The following is a 15,729-nucleotide window of genomic DNA, read 5'->3' as shown; positions in this document are numbered from 1 at the left end:
TCCTAAATGTAATTAGGGGCGTCATTAGCGAATAAAATCAAATCGCCTTGAATCGTGGTGGCTTGTAAGATATTTTCCAATTGCGCCTTATCCTTGAGTAAGATTTTTTGGGGGGTTTTCAATTGGGAAGCAATCGTTTTGGAATTCAACTCCCCTGTGATGATAGCGACATCAAAAACCCCGTCTATTTTTTGCGCTAAAGCCTCATTACTTTCTGTATTGCTTTCCACCAATCCCGGTGTTACAATAACCTTACGCCCTTGATGCAAGCTTGCTAAACGAATGCCCTCTAACATGCCCTTTAAATTCCCATTAAAGCTATCGTCTATGATGATTTTTTGATTCACTTCCAAAAGTTGCAAACGATGGGCAATAGGGTTGAGTTCCAAAACAAGCCGTTTGATCCTTTCGGTCTCTAAGCCTAAATGCTTAGCGATTAAAATCGCTGAAGCGATATTATAAGCGCTAAACTCCCCTAAAACCTTCGTTTCAAATCTTTCCCAAACGCCATTGATAAGCGTTTCAAAAGAAGTGCCTTTTAAAGTGGATTGGATGTTTTTAACCAGGCTAGAAACATCTATTAAAGGGCTATCTTTAGGGGCATAGGGTTTGATTTTTTCCACAGAGTAACAAAAGGCTTTTTCTAAGCGTTTGGAATCCAATAATTCCGCTTTAGTCTCGCAAATATTTTCTAAAGTTTTAAAATATTCTAAATGCTGTTCGCCCACTTCTGCGACCACGGCAAGGTGCGGTTCAATGAGACGGGTGATTTCTTTAATATCGCCCTTATTCCTTGCCCCGGCTTCAGCGATATAGATTTCACTCCTATCGTCTAAATTCTGGTTAATATCGTTCGCAATGCCTAAAAGGGTGTTGACACTCTTGGGGCTTGCATGCGCGTTGAATGTGGTTTGTAAGATTTGATGCAAGAAATTTTTGGTGCTGGTTTTCCCAAAGCTTCCGGTAATGGCGATGACTTTTAAATTCTTTAAAGAGGCGATTTTATCTTTAGCGGTTTGCAAATACTGCTTGGATAAGACTTTTTCAAAGATTAAAGAAGCGCTCAAAACGAATATAAATAAACACAAATAGCCCAGTGCGAGCGAAATGCCATTCAAAGGGACTAATTCTATATTTAAGATTTCATGCAAGATTAAAAAGAGTAATAAGAAGATGAAAAAGCGCTTTACCCTTGGCGTGAAAACTAAAGGCTTGTCGTTGCGTTTGGCCCAAACAATGAGCATGGGCATTTGAATAACGCCGCAAAAGAAATCAAAAACAAACGGCATTTTGAAAGCATACGATAGGATAAACACCCCTAAAGGCAAGAGAAAATAAATCCCATGCCAACGCATCTTGTGGTGCTTGGTTAAGATCCTAAACACGCTGTAATGATACCATTGCAATAAAGTCATTATATAATAGCCAAGCCCTGTTATAAAGAGCCAACGAAACGCTAAATTCAGCCAACTAAGACTTTGCATGATAATGATTCTCCACTAGTTTTTCAATCTCTTTTGCTTGGTTTAAAAAAAAGAAATGATCCCCTTCTAAAACGAATAATTCGCTCTTTTTCAATAAGGTTCGCATTGTTTGAGCGGAGCTTAAGGGGGTTGTTTTATCATCTTTACCCCAAAATAATAAAACTTCCTTCTCGCATCGTTTGAAATGCTCGCTAAAATCTTCGCTAACCACTTTTTTAAAGGTTTCATACATCGCTTGATTAAGCCCCATAGCGTCCTTACTCCTCAAAAACCCTAAATTCAAGCCTAATTTTTTAAGGATTTTAGCTAAAAGGATTTTACAACGCACTTTTAAGGGTTTTGGCTCTAAAATCCCGGCACTACTCAATAAAACCATCCGTTCGTTTTCGCACAAGATTGCTACTTTCCCTCCAAAGCTATGCCCAAAAACGACATGCGCTTTTTTATCCACGCTTTTTAAGAACAGATTGATGATATTGGCATAATCTTTAGTTTCTAAAACTTTTTCATCGTTAGGGCTTTGATTGAAACCGGGCAAATCCACATACAAATGGTTATAATTTAAAAAACAGCCTTGAAACGCTTGTTGCATGATTTCCTTAGAACTCCCCCAACCATGCAAAAACAAGGCGTTTAAAGGGCTATGGTGGTCTATAAAGGTGTAGGAAATGTCAAAAACGCTATCCAAATAAGCGATACTGCGTTTGGCCATTACTTATTCTTTTGGATTTGCAACAAATAAGAGTTTTTGATTTGGATTTTAGGGGTTTTGGGTAACGATTGCACTAAATTTTCTAGCGTTGTTTTAAAATCATCAAACAAATAATTGGCTAAACTGCCAGGAATGGGGTTGATCTCATTGAGATACACTTCATTTTCTATGACAAAAAAATCGCAACGAATGATCGCGCCACTAAACAAATCGTTATAGAGTTTTTTAAAATTCTCTTTTAGTTGTTCTTCTAGGGCGTTAGAAAGGTTCGCTTTAGGGGCTTTATTGCGTGAAAAATCCAAATATTTTTGTTTGAAATCCAAAAATTCCTGTTTGTTAGGCTCTTCCACATAGGAAAAACAAAAATCCTTTTTGATCTTACAGCCGGCTAAATTGTATTCTTTCACGCCCTGAATGAAAGGCTCTATTAAGATCTCTTTAGAATATTCAAACGCACTATCTAAAGCGTAAATTAATTCTTTTTCTTCTTTCACAACGCTCACCCCTAAGGAGCTTCCGGCGTTACTGGGTTTGACAATAAAAGGGAAATTAACCCCAATCAAATCCAAGGCGTTAGCGCGGTTTTTTTCATTCAAAAGAACATAATCTAAAGCCTTTATTCCTAAATCTTTAGCGTAAAGCTTGGTTAAATATTTGTTGTAACTCAGCACGCTCGCTTCAATCCTAGGGCCTATAAAAGCGATACGATAAAATTCTAACAAGCTCGCTAATTTCCCATCTTCGCCATCGCCCCCATGCACAAGATTGATCACTAAAGGCAATTCTATAATCTTAGCGCCTAAAAACGAGTTTTTGAGCAAGCCATTATGCGTAAGGATTAGGGGGGGTAATTTTTTTTCTTTGATTTGAGCGAAGTATTTTGAATGCATGTTAGATTCTTCAATCAAGTAAAAATGATGGTTTTCATCTAAAAAAATAAAATATTTAATCCTATCTTTTAACACTTCTTTAAGCGCGATCGCGCTCACAATGCTGATTTCATGCTCAAAACTCGCCCCACCAAATAAAACGCAAAATTCCACGATCAAACTCCCTAAAAACGATTGCAATAAAGTCTGTCTATTTTACCTAAAAAAAGGCTTTTGAATTTTCTTAAAATTAAAATTTAATGTTGAAAAATCCTAAAACATTGATGACTAATAACGCGCTCAAGCCGGCTAAAACGCCCGCTAAAGCGTCATCAGCCACCACCCCTAAGCCCCCTTTAACTTCTTTGTCTATCTTGCCAATGAGTGAGAGCTTAGTGATATCATAGACTCTAAAAAAGATAAAACTCAAAACCACACCCGCTAACGATAACCCGCTAATCGCCATCGCAAGCCACATGCCCACTAATTCGTCTATCACAATGTAAGAGCTGTCATGCCTCTTAGTCTCTTCTTCTTCCTTGTCTATTTGAGCGATAGCGATAAGCCCAACAAAAATCGCCCCTAAAAACAAAGTGTTAGCCGAAAAAATTAAAATAGGTAAGCCCAGTAACAACGCTACTAAACTCCCTATCGTTCCAGGAGCTTTTTTAGAATACCCGCTAAAAAAAAGGGTTAAAAAACATGCGCGAAGACTAAATTTATCCAATCATTGCCTTAAATTCTTTTTAAATCATGGCATTTTAGCATTTTATTTGCATTAAAAAGCGATTTTCTTAAACAATAAGGCTTAATTTTAAGCGCGTTTTAGTATGATAAGTTTTAAATTCTCTCAAAAATTAAAGGTTAATTTTAATGTTGCTTTTCACTCCAGGCCCTGTAGCCATTAATGAAGAGATGCGCTCAAGCTTTTCTCAGCCAATGCCCCACCACCGCACCAAAGATTTTGAAAAGATTTTCCAAAGCGTGCGAGAAAATTTAAAAAAAATGACCGGTTTAGAAGAAGTTTTGCTTTTAAGCAGCAGCGGGACGGGGGCTATGGAAGCGAGTGTGATTTCCTTGTGCCAAAAAGAGTTGCTTTTTGTTAATGCGGGTAAGTTTGGCGAAAGGTTTGGCAAGATCGCTAAAGCCCATTCACTCAAAGCCCATGAATTAGTCTATGAATGGGACACACCGGCTCAAGTGGATGAAATATTAAACGCGCTTGAAGCCAACCCTAACATTGATGCGTTTTGCATTCAAGCATGCGAGTCTAGTGGGGGGTTACGACACCCTGTAGAAAAAATCGCTCAAGCGATCAAAGAAACTAACCCGAATGTTTTTGTAATAGTAGATGCGATCACCGCTTTAGGGGTTGAGCCTTTGGAAATAACGCATGTTGATGCGCTCATTGGAGGGAGTCAAAAATCGTTCATGCTACCCCCTGCGATGAGCCTAATCGCATTGAGCCAGAAGGCAATTGAATGCATAGAAGAACGCAATGTGGGGTTTTATTTCAATTTAAAGAGCGAATTGAAAAACCAAAGAAATAACACCACAAGCTACACCGCTCCTATTTTGCACACTTTAGGGTTGCAACGCTATTTTGAATTGGTGCAGAATTTAGGGGGCTTTGAAGCGCTCTATAAGGAGACTAAAAGAGTCGCTTTAGCCACTCAAAAAGCCGTTTTAGCGCTAGGTTTAAAGATTTTCCCTAAAAGCCCGAGCTTGAGCATGACAACGATTGTTAATGAGCATGCCAAAGAATTGAGAAACTTTTTAAAAGAAAAATACCAGGTGCAATTTGCGGGCGGTCAAGAGCCTTATAAAGATATACTCATTCGCATCAACCACATGGGGATCATTCCTGTTTATAAAAGTGCTTACGCTTTAAACGCCCTAGAATTAGCCCTAAACGATTTGGATTTAAGGGAATTTGACGGCGCGGCGAACGCAACTTTTTTGAAGCAATATTACGAAATTTAAGGATCACAATGCATTATTCTTATGAAGCCTTTTTGAAAGACAGCCTGGAATTAGTCAAACAAGTAGAGCAAATTTGCGGTGTCCCAGAAGCCCTTGTGTGTGTGATGCGAGGGGGCATGACTTTGACGCATTTTTTGAGTTTGCACTGGGATTTAAGGGAAGTTTATGGCATCAATGCGATTTCTTATGACACCACCCACCGACAAAACGCCCTAAAAATTGAAAATATCCCCACGATCAAAGATTATTTAAAAACCATTTTGGTGGTAGATGAAATCGTAGATAGCGGTAATTCTTTAGAAGCGGTGCTTAAGGTTTTACAAGAAACACACCCTGATAAAAAGTTTTATAGCGCGAGTTTGTTCCAAAAAACAAGCGCAAAATACAAAGCTGATGCGTTTTTAAAAGACGCTCCTGAATGGATTGATTTCTTTTGGGAAGTGGATCTGAAAAACTTAAAAAGCCACTAACATGCAAGTTAAAGAAAACAAACAACTTTGCTTGATCTCATTAGGTTGCTCTAAAAACTTGGTGGATTCAGAAGTGATGCTAGGCAAGCTTTATAATTACACGCTCACTAATGACGCTAAAAAAGCCGATGTGATCCTTATCAACACTTGCGGTTTTATTGAAAGCGCCAAACAAGAGAGTATCCAAACCATTCTCAACGCCGCTAAAGATAAAAAAAAGGGAGCGATTTTGATTGCGAGTGGGTGCTTGAGCGAGCGCTATAAAGATGAAATCAAAGAGTTGATCCCTGAAGTGGATATTTTTACCGGCGTAGGGGATTATGACAAGATTGATATAATGATTGCTAAAAAACAAAACCAGTTCAGCGAGCAAGTGTTTTTAAGCGAGCATTATAACGCGCGCATCATCACCGGTTCTAGCGTGCATGCTTATGTGAAAATTTCTGAGGGCTGTAACCAAAAATGCTCTTTTTGCGCTATCCCTAGCTTTAAGGGGAAATTGCAAAGCAGGGAATTAGACTCCATTTTAAAAGAAGTGGAAGATTTGGCTCTTAAAGGTTATAAGGATATGACTTTTATCGCTCAAGATTCTAGCTCGTTTTTATACGATAAGGGGCAAAAAGACGGCTTGATCCAGCTCATTAAGGCGATTGACAAGCAACAAGCCTTAAAGAGCGCTCGAATTTTATACCTCTACCCCTCTAGCACCACTTTAGATCTGATTGGCGCGATTGAAAGCTCGCTTATTTTTCAAAATTATTTTGACATGCCCATCCAGCATATCAGCGACTCTATGCTTAAAAAAATGCGTCGCAACTCCAGCCAAGCACACCATTTAAAGCTTTTAGATGCCATGAAACAGGTTAAAGAAAGCTTTATAAGAAGCACGATCATTGTGGGGCATCCGGAAGAAAATGAGGGCGAATTTGAAGAATTGAGCGCGTTTTTAGACGAGTTTCAGTTTGATCGATTGAATATTTTTGCTTTCAGCACGGAAGAAAACACGCATGCCTATTCTTTAGAGAAAGTGCCTAAAAAAATCATCAACGCCCGCATTAAAGCCTTGAATAAAATCGCTTTAAAACACCAGAACCATTCTTTTAAGGCTTTGTTGGATAAACCCATTAAGGCGCTAGTGGAAAATAAAGAGGGCGAGTATTTTTACAAAGCTAGGGATCTCAGGTGGGCGCCTGAAGTGGATGGGGAAATTTTGATTAATGACAGCGAACTAACCACCCCTTTAAAACCCGGGCATTACACGATTGTGCCTAGCGCCTTTAAAGACAATATCCTACTCGCTAAGGTTTTAAGCCCTTTTTGAAAAGCTAACCATAAGGCTAAAAGCATATAAAAGAAATAAGCTATAAGGCTCTATTTGTAAAAAGTATTGGTTTTTAATGGTTATTTTGCTAGAATATTCTAATTTAAGTAAGGGCTTTTAAATGTCTAGCAGTACGAAATAGTTATCACAGCCATTTGAAAGATATGATCAAGCACAAGTTTATTAAGGGTGTAGCTACTAAATATTTAGATAATTACCTTGTTTATCACAACTTCGTGAATTTTGCTAAAGAAAGCTATAAAGAAACAATACTACTTGAATATATACAAAATAGCGAATATGTGAGTAAAAGTTTAGAGATTTCTCATGAATCCGCTATCCCACTATTAGCGGTTTAAGGGGTAGAATTATGTTAATAGGATTATCATTGTTTGCAAGTGCTGGGCTTGCAGAAATGAATTTATCACAATGTGGTATAGACATGAAACTTGCTAATGAATTATTACCCATAAGAGCAAAAACTTATGAATTTTGGCATCCAAATTCAAAAATGATTTGTGGTGATATAACACAAAGCGAGACTAAAAACAAAATTATAAAAGAAGGAAAAAAAATTAAAACAGATTTTATTTTAGCCACTCCACCTTGTCAGGGCGTATCTTTGATAGGTAAGAATAAAAGTAATAGCGACATGTTAAAAGACAAAAGAAATTTTTTAATTTTTGAAGCCTTTGAAGTCATAGATAACATAAAACCAAAAGTTGTAGTGATTGAAAATGTAGCTAGGTTTTTAGATATGCTCTTTCCTTATGATAATGAATTTAAAAATATTGAATTTATCATACGGCACAAATACTCTAAAGAATATAATATTGATGTTAATGTCTATAATTGTGCTGACTATGGTGTAGCTCAAAACAGACTTCGTGCGATAATTGTAATGACAAATAATGATTACATATACAACAGACCTCAAAAAAACAACAGAGTTATAAGCGTTAGAGAAGCGATAGGGCATTTACCATCATTAGAAAGTGGGGAAACTTCAAATATTAAAAATCATAATGCTAGAAAGCATATTGAAGCACATATTTTAGCCATGAAGCATACGCCTACAGGACATTCTGCATTTGAAAACAAAATTTATTTTCCGAAAACCAAAGAGGGCAAAAGAGCTAGAGGCTATATGGCTTCTTATAAGCGGATTGAATGGGATAAGCCTGCACCCACAATAACAATGAGAAATGATTGTCTATCATCTCAAAGCAATGTCCATCCGGGTCGCTTACAAAGCGATGGTACATATAGTGATGCAAGAGTTTTAACATTAAGAGAAATTTTTATTTTAAGCTCTATGAATGCCGATTTGGATGTTCCAAAATTTGCTAGTGATATTCAAATAAGACATATGGTTGGCGAGGGTGTTCCACCATTGTTAATTGAAAAAATTTGTAAAAATATCAATAAAATTATCGTAAAATGAAAGGTGTTTCACTATTTTCAAGTGCAGGTATAGCTGAAATATACTTAAAAGAGTTGGAAATTGAAATGGTGGTAGCAAATGAATTGCTTCCAAAAAGAGCAGAGCTTTATAAATGGCTATATCCAAAATGTGAGATGGTTATAGGTGATATAAAAGAGAAAAGTAATTTTGCTAAAATTAAGCAATTAGCGATAGATAGCAATTGCAAATTTTTACTTGCTACACCACCTTGTCAGGGTATGAGTTCACTTGGAAAGAAAGATTATGATAATGATGAAAGAAACTATCTAGTTTTTTATGTGTTTGATTTAATTGATAGTAGTAATTTTGATTATATTTTAATTGAAAATGTGCCAAAGTTTTTAAAACTATACTTTCCGTATAAAGATAAGCCTAGACTACTTGTGGATATTGTTAAAGAAAAATATGCCAATGAGTATAATATTGAAAGCTTTATTCTAAACGCTAAAGATTATGGTGTGGCACAAAGTCGCCCAAGAGGATTTATCAAAATTTACAAAAGAAATCTAAAATGGGATAATCCTAGACCCCAAAAAGAAATTTCCTTAAGAGAAGCTATCGGCGATTTGCCAAGTTTAGAAAGTGGGGAAAAGAGTAATTTGAAATGGCATTATGCAAAAAAACACAACGATAGAGATATTTTAGCTCTAAAACATACAGCAGAGGGAAAATCAGCCATGAAAAATGAGTTTTATTACCCTAAGAAAGAAAATGGCGATAAGATTATTGGATTTCATAATACCTATAAGCGCATGAAATGGAATGAACCTGCACCTGCAAGGGCTACAAATAGCGGTAATATGGGCGGACACAATAATGTTCATCCGGGTCGCTTACAAAGCGATGGCACATATAGTGATGCAAGAGTTTTGACATTAAGAGAATTGTTTATTGTTAGTTCACTTCCAGCAGATTGGGATTTGCCTATTTTTGCAAGTGAAACGCTTATAAGAAGTGTGATAGGCGAAGCAATACCACCTATGTTTTGCAAAAATATTATTAAAGGTATAAAATGATAAGACTCAATCGTTCAAAAGATAATAAGTGGATTTTACAAAAAAATATTAGTTCAACTGAACTTATGCAAGCTTATGTTAATGCTATGAGAGAACAAAATAATGAGATAAATACTCAAAACATACAAGATAATTTGCGGTATAATGGTCATTATATTGGGCGTTCAATAGGTGGATCATTAAGTACAATGGGTGTTAGATTTTCTCAAATGTGTTTTTATATGTTTGGTTATAAAAAAGACAATAGATTTATCCCAAGTGCTACAACACAATTACTATTAAAAAATGATGCAAACAAAGCAGACTTAATGCTTGTTAATTTATTTTCTATGCAATTCCCACATCCATATAGTAAAACTCCAAAAAATTTCAAACTATACTGTGGAAGACTGATTTTAAAGCTCTTGTTGGACAAACGCTTAGAACAAAAATTATATATTGATGAGTGTATATGGTTTTTGCCCTTTATTGAAACAATCAGTAAGAGCATTTATGAAGAACTCATAACTTCCATTTTAGAATATAGAATTTTAACATATGATGAGAAATTAGCTCTTTTTAAAAGCATAGATAATTTTAATGATGTTTTTGCAAATGTTACACATGAATTAAAATACTACTTTCTTCAAATTTTTGCAGATTTTGGTGTTTTAGAGTTTGTATGCGATATGGCACATAATAATGGCAAACTTTTTGTATTTACACACGGCACAAGTTCTTATAGAAATGATGCTTACATCTCACGCAAAAAATATAGTGGGTATATTAAACTTGCAGATAATATGAAAGAAAAAACATTATTGCTTTTAGATAAGCATGCTTTTGATGAAAATCCAAATTTACAGGCCGATTTGTTGCCAAGCGAGTGGAAAAGTGATCTATATGAATTAAATCCTTTAGAATATCTAAGTATTATACAACAAAAAATATTTGATGAAAAGAATATCAAAAATAATATAAAAACAATGATCTACCTATCAAAATATGGTAGTAATGATGGCAAAGATTTTGAAAACGCTCTTAAAGAAAGTTTTGATTTATTTAGAGAAGTGATAGAGTGTGAACATATAGGTGGCTCTGGTGATACAGATATTATTTGTAAAATTCAAAATGAGGGCAATATAACGCCACCATATAAAATTAATATTGATGCTAAAAAAAGCAAAAAATCTACAGCACAACTAAACCCAAAACGATTAATATTACATATTGAAAAACATAACTCAAAATACTGCATTGTTGTATCATCTCGGTTTGCTAAGGGTGTGAAAAATGATATTGATGGCAAGAATGTTGTAATTATAGAAGCAGAAACTCTAGGGCGTTACATTTCAAAAGAGTGTTTATCATCAGATGATGGATATGCCAATTTTACACGCATTGATAAAATCATAGAAAAAAATTACGGTAAAGATATAACACCGCTCATCAATAAACAAATTGATGAAATTTATTCTTTTTAAGTTTGTTAGCAAGATTTTTTAAATGTCAACGATCTGAAAGTTGCCCATTGAAATTACTTTGTTTAAATGCCGAAGCAAAAATCTCAAACATCTTTAGTGTTTGGATCAAAAAATAAATAGTATTAACAAATCAACACTTTGCAAATAGAGTCAGCTATAACTGAATTTGTGTTAAAATTTCAAAAACGCATCAAAAAGGCTTTTTGGCTGATCTTGAAACGGACTAATCCAACAAGCGGTATTTTAAATATTTCAATAAGGAAAGGCGATGTTTTCTAAAATTTGTGCATCTTTTAAGCTCGCCAACGCATTCAAAGGCTTTATATGCAAACGCATTTCAAGCCCTGGGCAAAGCGCTCGCATTGCCAATATGATTTTGGATATAAAAAACGCTCTTGAGGGCGAAAACGATCCATCAAACAAGGCGGGCAAGACTTTGGATTTGATCGTGGGTTTTAAGAAAGAGCACCCGCAGGATTTTGACGAATTGTTTGAAATTTTAAAAGAACTCATCCAAGAATACGAGCAAAATCCTGATGAGATCAAGCAAAACCTCAAAGAAATCCTAAAATAAGATAGGGCATGAACCACCTTTTAATCCTTTATAACCCTTATTATCAAAAAGATGTCATCCAACAACATTTAAGCGTTTTACAGGAAAAATCCCAAGTGGGCTTTGGTAAAATCCGATCAAAGCTTAACGATCAAGAAAAGCACGACTCTTTAGAAGAGATTTACAGAGCCACCAACGAAAAAAATTTTTTGCAGCTTTTTTTGACCGATTACGCTAATTTATTTGCCGCTAAGGTGGTAAAGGTTTCTAAAGAGATTGATGAGGGTTTGATCCCTAGCTACTATAAAGAAAAAAATTTGGAAGTGGAAGACTTTTTTATTATCAGCGATTTAAGGGAATTAGTCAGGGAAGACTTCAGCCTTTTAAGGGATCAATTTTTAGCCAATTTCATCGCCCCAAACAACCACACTTACGCCATTTATGGGAATAATTATGTCTATCCTTTGCCGGTGAGATTGAAAGAAGAGCGTTCTTATTTTTTAGGCGATGAAAAGCATTATCTGAGCGTGTATAAAAGCAAAGAATATTTAACCATGCAAGAAAATTTCATGCGTTTTGTTTTTGGCAAAAGGCTTTTTTACCTCTTACACCCTGACAGCATCAATAACATCATTCATGCCGAATTAGAGCTTTTACAAAGCGAAAACGATCTTTTGAATGATTTTACCAGCATCATCGTCAAATACATCAAAACCTTAGAATACGAAATTTATACTTTTGCTAAACAAGTTCTTTTAAAGGCTTGCGAAAACGATCCCAGCCTTTATGATTTAGCTTATAAAGTCCAAGGAAAATCTTTTACGCTTAAAGATTTTTTCACTCAAAAGCCTAATCTTGGGAGCGTTAAATTTTTACTCAGACACGAAAAAGTCCAATACCATTTAGAAGAAAACTTAAAAAGATTCATCAATTATCCTTTTTCAAAAAGCCTAAGCCTCATTCAAGAGATCCGCAATAAAGCCGTTCATGCAAAAGCTCCAGGTTTGAATGAAGTGGAAAAACTCAGGAATGAAATTTTAGGCATAGAAGGCGCGAGCTTACTCAAAGGCGTTTTAACCCACAAGGAAACTTCATAAAAGCGCAACCCATTCAGCATGCGTTTAGCACCGATTTGACAGCGCGAGATTTTAAAAATTATTTAGAGCCTTTAAGAGAGGGGAAAAATTTATTGGGTTTTTCGGGTGGGTTGGATTCCACTTGCTTGTTTCATCTTTTAGTTGGAGAAAACATCGCTTTTGACATCGCTTTAGTGGATTATAACACGCAAAAACAACGCCTTGAAATCATCCAACACGCTCAAAAACTCGCAAAAACACACCATAAAAAATGCTATATCCATTACGCTCCAAAAATCGCGCGCAATTTTGAAATGCAAGCGAGAAAGATCCGTTATGATTTTTTTGAAACCCTAATCAAAGAGCATTCTTACAAGCATTTGATTTTAGCGCACCATTTGAATGACAGGCTGGAATGGTTTTTGATGCAATTAAGTAAAGGTGCCGGACTAAACACGCTTTTAAGCTTTCAAGCTTATGAAAAAAGAGAATCTTATGCGATCGTTCGCCCCTTGCTCTACACCCCTAAAGACACCCTTAAAACGCTCGCTAAAGATTGGGAATTTTTTGAAGATAGTTCTAATTCTTCTTTAAAGTTCAAACGCAATTTTTTCAGGAAACATTACGCTAACGCCTTGATGCAACATTATTCTAAGGGCATTATCCAAAGCTTTAAATTTTTGGATCAAGAAAAAGAGCGGCTTTATCCTTTGATGCCCGTTTCACAAATGCATGGGATCACTTTTTTCAAGCATTCGCAAAACGCGCTTTTTATGGTGGATAAAATCTTAAAGCAAAAGGGGTATGTGTTGAGCTTTTCTCAAAAAGAAGAAATCAAGCACCATTTTTTTAGCTTAGAAATCGCTCAAAAATTCATCATTGAAAGCAATAAAGAGCATGTGTTTATCGCTTTTAAACCCCCAAAAACTTTAAGCATGCCAAAGGATTTTAAAGACAGAGCCAGGAGGTTGAATATCCCTAAACGCTTACGGCCTGTTTTATACGCAGAGTTTTTAAAACAACCAACGCATGATTTTTTAACCCGTTTCAAACAGAGTTTAATCAATCTATAAAAAAGCTTGATTTTAATCAAGCGCTAATTTTTAAAGCGCTTTTTAACCTTGATTGTGTCAAAATACAGCAAAAAACTTTGATATGAGAGCGGATGGACTTTAAAAATAAAAAATGGCTTTTTCTAGCCCCTCTAGCAGGCTATACGGATTTGCCTTTTAGGAGCGTGGTGAAAAAATTTGGCGTGGATGTTACCACAAGCGAAATGGTGAGCTCGCATTCGTTGGTGTATGCGTTTGATAAAACTTCTAAAATGTTGGAAAAATCCCCTTTAGAAGATCATTTCATGGCACAAATTTCAGGCTCTAAAGAGGGCGTAGTCAAAGAAGCGGTGGAGAAAATCAACGCTTTAGATTATGTGAGTGGGATTGATTTTAATTGCGGTTGTCCTGCCCCTAAAGTGGCTAATCATGGTAATGGTAGCGGGCTATTGAAGGATTTAAACCACTTGGTGAAGCTTTTAAAAATCATCAGAGAAAACACCAATAAAAAGATCACAAGCGTGAAAGTGCGTTTAGGCTTTGAAAAGAAAATCCCTAAAGAAATCGCTCATGCCTTAAATGATGCGCCGGTGGATTATGTGGTGGTGCATGGGAGGACACGAAGCGACAAATACCAAAAAGAAAAAATAGATTATGAAAGCATCGCTTTAATGAAAGGGATTTTAAAAAAGCCGGTGATAGCCAATGGCGAAATTGACAGCGTGAAAAAAGCCTTTGAAGTCTTGCAAATCACGCAAGCTGATGGGCTAATGATAGGGCGAGCGGCCTTAAGAGCCCCATGGATATTTTGGCAAATCAGAAACAACACCACCGAATTGCCCGCAGTCGTGAAAAAAGACCTGGTTTTAGAACATTTTGATAAAATGGTGGAGTTTTATGGGGATAGGGGGGTGATCATGTTTAGGAAAAATTTGCATGCTTACGCTAAGGGCGAAATGCAAGCGAGCGCGTTTCGCAACTGTGTCAATACCCTTATAGAGGTAAAGAGCATGCGAGAGAGTATAGAGGAATTTTTTAATCAAGAAATGTTGCAAAGTGAAGTGCCATTATGGGTAGAATTGAATCAAAAAAGTGTTTGAAAGCGCTTGTTTTTTTAGCCAGTTTGGGGGTGTTGTGGGGTAATACGACTGAAAAAACGCCTTTTTTTAAAACCAAAAACCACATTTATTTGGGTTTTAGGCTAGGCACAGGGGCTAACACGCGCACAAGCATGTGGCAACAAGCCTATAAAGACAACCCCACTTGCCCTAGCAGCGTGTGTTATGGCGAGAAATTAGAAGCCCATTATAAGGGGGGTAAAAATCTGTCTTATACCGGGCAAATAGGCGATGAAATAGCTATTGATAAATACCATATTTTAGGCTTAAGGGTGTGGGGGGATGTAGAATACGCTAAGGCTCAATTGGGTCAAAAAGTGGGGGGTAACACCCTTTTATCCCAAGCGAATTATAACCCAAGTGCGATTAAAACCTACGATTCTGCTTCAAACGCTCAAGGCTCTTTAGTTTTGCAAAAAACCCCAAGCCCCCAAGATTTCCTTTTTAATAACGGGCATTTCATGGCGTTTGGTTTGAACGTGAATGTGTTTGTTAATCTCCCTATAGACACCCTTTTAAAACTCGCTTTAAAAACAGAAAAAATGCTGTTTTTTAAGATAGGCGTGTTTGGTGGGGGTGGGGTGGAATACGCCATCTTGTGGAGTCCTCAATATCAAAACCAAAACACGAAACAAGACGATAAATTTTTTGCAGCGGGTGGGGGGTTTTTTGTGAATTTTGGGGGTTCTTTGTATATAGGCAAGCATAACCGCTTCAATGTGGGGTTAAAAATCCCTTATTACAGCCTGAGCGCGCAAAGTTGGAAGAATTTTGGCTCTAGCAATGTGTGGCAGCAACAAACGATCCGACAAAACTTCAGCGTTTTTAGGAATAAAGAAGTTTTTGTCAGCTACGCGTTCTTGTTTTAGTGTGGCTTCGTTCTTATTAAACACTGATGATAAAATTCAAAAGATGATTTTATCGTTACAAAATTCAACACTTCAAAGATAAATAGGTTAAAATACTCCAAAATCTTTTTTTTTTTTTTTTGAAATACAATAAATCTATGGTAAAATCCAATCAGTTGTAAATCTATTATCATTTTAGAATATTTTAGCAACAAAAAAATTACTTTAAGGAACACTTTTATGAAAAAACGATTTTTACTCTCTCTCTCTCTCTCTCTCTCGCTTGCGGTATCATCGCT

At 36.3% G+C, this 15,729-nt stretch carries 16 protein-coding genes and 1 pseudogene; 12 read left to right on the top strand and 5 right to left on the bottom strand.

The features are described 5' to 3' along the window. Window positions 1-2: 2 nt before the first annotated feature. The 4 genes from EWZ81_RS02795 to EWZ81_RS02780 all read right to left on the bottom strand — a co-directional run bounded on the left by EWZ81_RS02795 (window position 3) and on the right by EWZ81_RS02780 (window position 3,792). The gene (locus EWZ81_RS02795) at window positions 3-1,484 is read right to left on the bottom strand and encodes a Mur ligase family protein (protein ID WP_165548950.1); all 1,482 of its coding nucleotides are present in this window, start codon (window positions 1,482-1,484) and stop codon (window positions 3-5) included. After that, window positions 1,471-2,196, bottom strand: coding sequence for a lipase EstV (estV, locus tag EWZ81_RS02790; protein ID WP_165548949.1), 726 nt, complete (start codon window positions 2,194-2,196; stop codon window positions 1,471-1,473). The genes EWZ81_RS02795 and estV overlap by 14 nt, the downstream gene beginning before the upstream one ends. Continuing rightward, a complete protein-coding gene (locus EWZ81_RS02785) occupies window positions 2,196-3,239 on the bottom strand; it encodes a D-alanine--D-alanine ligase (protein ID WP_165548971.1) in 1,044 nt (347 codons plus the stop codon). Before EWZ81_RS02785 ends, estV begins: the two co-directional genes overlap by 1 nt. Before the next feature lie 76 nt (window positions 3,240-3,315). Then, window positions 3,316-3,792: a phosphatidylglycerophosphatase A family protein gene (locus EWZ81_RS02780; protein WP_165548948.1), complete on the bottom strand. Its 477-nt coding sequence runs from the start codon at window positions 3,790-3,792 to the stop codon at window positions 3,316-3,318. Between the two features lie 146 nt (window positions 3,793-3,938). Between EWZ81_RS02780 and EWZ81_RS02775 the strand changes: the two genes are divergently transcribed. The 12 genes and pseudogenes from EWZ81_RS02775 to EWZ81_RS02720 all read left to right on the top strand — a co-directional run bounded on the left by EWZ81_RS02775 (window position 3,939) and on the right by EWZ81_RS02720 (window position 15,451). Next, window positions 3,939-5,048 (top strand): pyridoxal-phosphate-dependent aminotransferase family protein, encoded by a 1,110-nt coding sequence (locus EWZ81_RS02775; protein WP_165548947.1) that lies wholly within the window; start codon window positions 3,939-3,941, stop codon window positions 5,046-5,048. Window positions 5,049-5,056: 8 nt separating this feature from the next. After that, on the top strand, window positions 5,057-5,518 hold the full coding sequence (locus EWZ81_RS02770) for a phosphoribosyltransferase (RefSeq protein WP_165548946.1): 462 nt from the start codon (window positions 5,057-5,059) through the stop codon (window positions 5,516-5,518). Window position 5,519: 1 nt separating this feature from the next. Beyond that, window positions 5,520-6,839 carry a 30S ribosomal protein S12 methylthiotransferase RimO gene (rimO, locus tag EWZ81_RS02765; RefSeq protein ID WP_165548945.1) on the top strand — a complete coding sequence of 440 codons (1,320 nt, stop codon included), beginning with the start codon at window positions 5,520-5,522 and terminating at the stop codon, window positions 6,837-6,839. 137 nt (window positions 6,840-6,976) lie between these two features. Beyond that, a pseudogene (locus EWZ81_RS02760) lies at window positions 6,977-7,198 on the top strand (IS1595 family transposase); the annotation flags it as partial. Between the two features lie 11 nt (window positions 7,199-7,209). Further along, a complete protein-coding gene (gene dcm / locus EWZ81_RS02755) occupies window positions 7,210-8,283 on the top strand; it encodes a DNA cytosine methyltransferase (protein WP_165548944.1) in 1,074 nt (357 codons plus the stop codon). Further along, window positions 8,280-9,320, top strand: coding sequence for a DNA cytosine methyltransferase (locus tag EWZ81_RS02750; RefSeq protein ID WP_000679372.1), 1,041 nt, complete (start codon window positions 8,280-8,282; stop codon window positions 9,318-9,320). Before dcm ends, EWZ81_RS02750 begins: the two co-directional genes overlap by 4 nt. Beyond that, window positions 9,317-10,783, top strand: coding sequence for a hypothetical protein (locus EWZ81_RS02745; protein ID WP_000620359.1), 1,467 nt, complete (start codon window positions 9,317-9,319; stop codon window positions 10,781-10,783). The genes EWZ81_RS02750 and EWZ81_RS02745 overlap by 4 nt, the downstream gene beginning before the upstream one ends. A gap of 322 nt (window positions 10,784-11,105) precedes the next feature. Continuing rightward, window positions 11,106-11,357 (top strand): hypothetical protein, encoded by a 252-nt coding sequence (locus tag EWZ81_RS02740; RefSeq protein ID WP_341846689.1) that lies wholly within the window; start codon window positions 11,106-11,108, stop codon window positions 11,355-11,357. 8 nt (window positions 11,358-11,365) lie between these two features. Next, window positions 11,366-12,433 (top strand): HP0729 family protein, encoded by a 1,068-nt coding sequence (locus tag EWZ81_RS02735; protein WP_165548942.1) that lies wholly within the window; start codon window positions 11,366-11,368, stop codon window positions 12,431-12,433. Window positions 12,434-12,468: 35 nt separating this feature from the next. After that, entirely contained in the window at window positions 12,469-13,485 is a 1,017-nt protein-coding gene (tilS, locus tag EWZ81_RS02730; RefSeq protein ID WP_165548941.1) for a tRNA lysidine(34) synthetase TilS, read from the top strand. A 92-nt stretch (window positions 13,486-13,577) separates the two neighbouring features. Next, window positions 13,578-14,564 carry a tRNA dihydrouridine synthase gene (locus EWZ81_RS02725; RefSeq protein WP_165548940.1) on the top strand — a complete coding sequence of 329 codons (987 nt, stop codon included), beginning with the start codon at window positions 13,578-13,580 and terminating at the stop codon, window positions 14,562-14,564. Next, window positions 14,534-15,451 carry an outer membrane beta-barrel protein gene (locus EWZ81_RS02720; protein ID WP_165548939.1) on the top strand — a complete coding sequence of 306 codons (918 nt, stop codon included), beginning with the start codon at window positions 14,534-14,536 and terminating at the stop codon, window positions 15,449-15,451. Before EWZ81_RS02725 ends, EWZ81_RS02720 begins: the two co-directional genes overlap by 31 nt. Here EWZ81_RS02720 and EWZ81_RS08315 read toward each other — a convergent pair. After that, a partial coding sequence (locus tag EWZ81_RS08315; protein WP_205250222.1) for a hypothetical protein occupies window positions 15,448-15,729 on the bottom strand: 282 nt, incomplete at its 5' end. The genes EWZ81_RS02720 and EWZ81_RS08315 overlap by 4 nt on opposite strands.

Origin of the sequence: Helicobacter pylori (assembly GCF_011140715.1) — a bacterium.
GTDB lineage: Bacteria > Campylobacterota > Campylobacteria > Campylobacterales > Helicobacteraceae > Helicobacter > Helicobacter pylori_DA.
Note: the sequence above shows the minus strand (reverse complement) of the source record. Positions and strands in the feature narration are given on the sequence as shown.

Coding starts and splice junctions, on each gene's coding strand:
- EWZ81_RS02720 (WP_165548939.1), top strand. CDS start 14,534: ATGGGTAGAATTGAATCAAAAAAGTGTTTGAAAGCGCTTGTTTTTTTA.
- EWZ81_RS02750 (WP_000679372.1), top strand. CDS start 8,280: ATGAAAGGTGTTTCACTATTTTCAAGTGCAGGTATAGCTGAAATATAC.
- EWZ81_RS02745 (WP_000620359.1), top strand. CDS start 9,317: ATGATAAGACTCAATCGTTCAAAAGATAATAAGTGGATTTTACAAAAA.
- EWZ81_RS02725 (WP_165548940.1), top strand. CDS start 13,578: ATGGACTTTAAAAATAAAAAATGGCTTTTTCTAGCCCCTCTAGCAGGC.
- dcm (WP_165548944.1), top strand. CDS start 7,210: ATGTTAATAGGATTATCATTGTTTGCAAGTGCTGGGCTTGCAGAAATG.
- EWZ81_RS02735 (WP_165548942.1), top strand. CDS start 11,366: ATGAACCACCTTTTAATCCTTTATAACCCTTATTATCAAAAAGATGTC.
- EWZ81_RS02795 (WP_165548950.1), bottom strand. CDS start 1,484: ATGCAAAGTCTTAGTTGGCTGAATTTAGCGTTTCGTTGGCTCTTTATA.
- EWZ81_RS02770 (WP_165548946.1), top strand. CDS start 5,057: ATGCATTATTCTTATGAAGCCTTTTTGAAAGACAGCCTGGAATTAGTC.
- EWZ81_RS02775 (WP_165548947.1), top strand. CDS start 3,939: ATGTTGCTTTTCACTCCAGGCCCTGTAGCCATTAATGAAGAGATGCGC.
- rimO (WP_165548945.1), top strand. CDS start 5,520: ATGCAAGTTAAAGAAAACAAACAACTTTGCTTGATCTCATTAGGTTGC.
- estV (WP_165548949.1), bottom strand. CDS start 2,196: ATGGCCAAACGCAGTATCGCTTATTTGGATAGCGTTTTTGACATTTCC.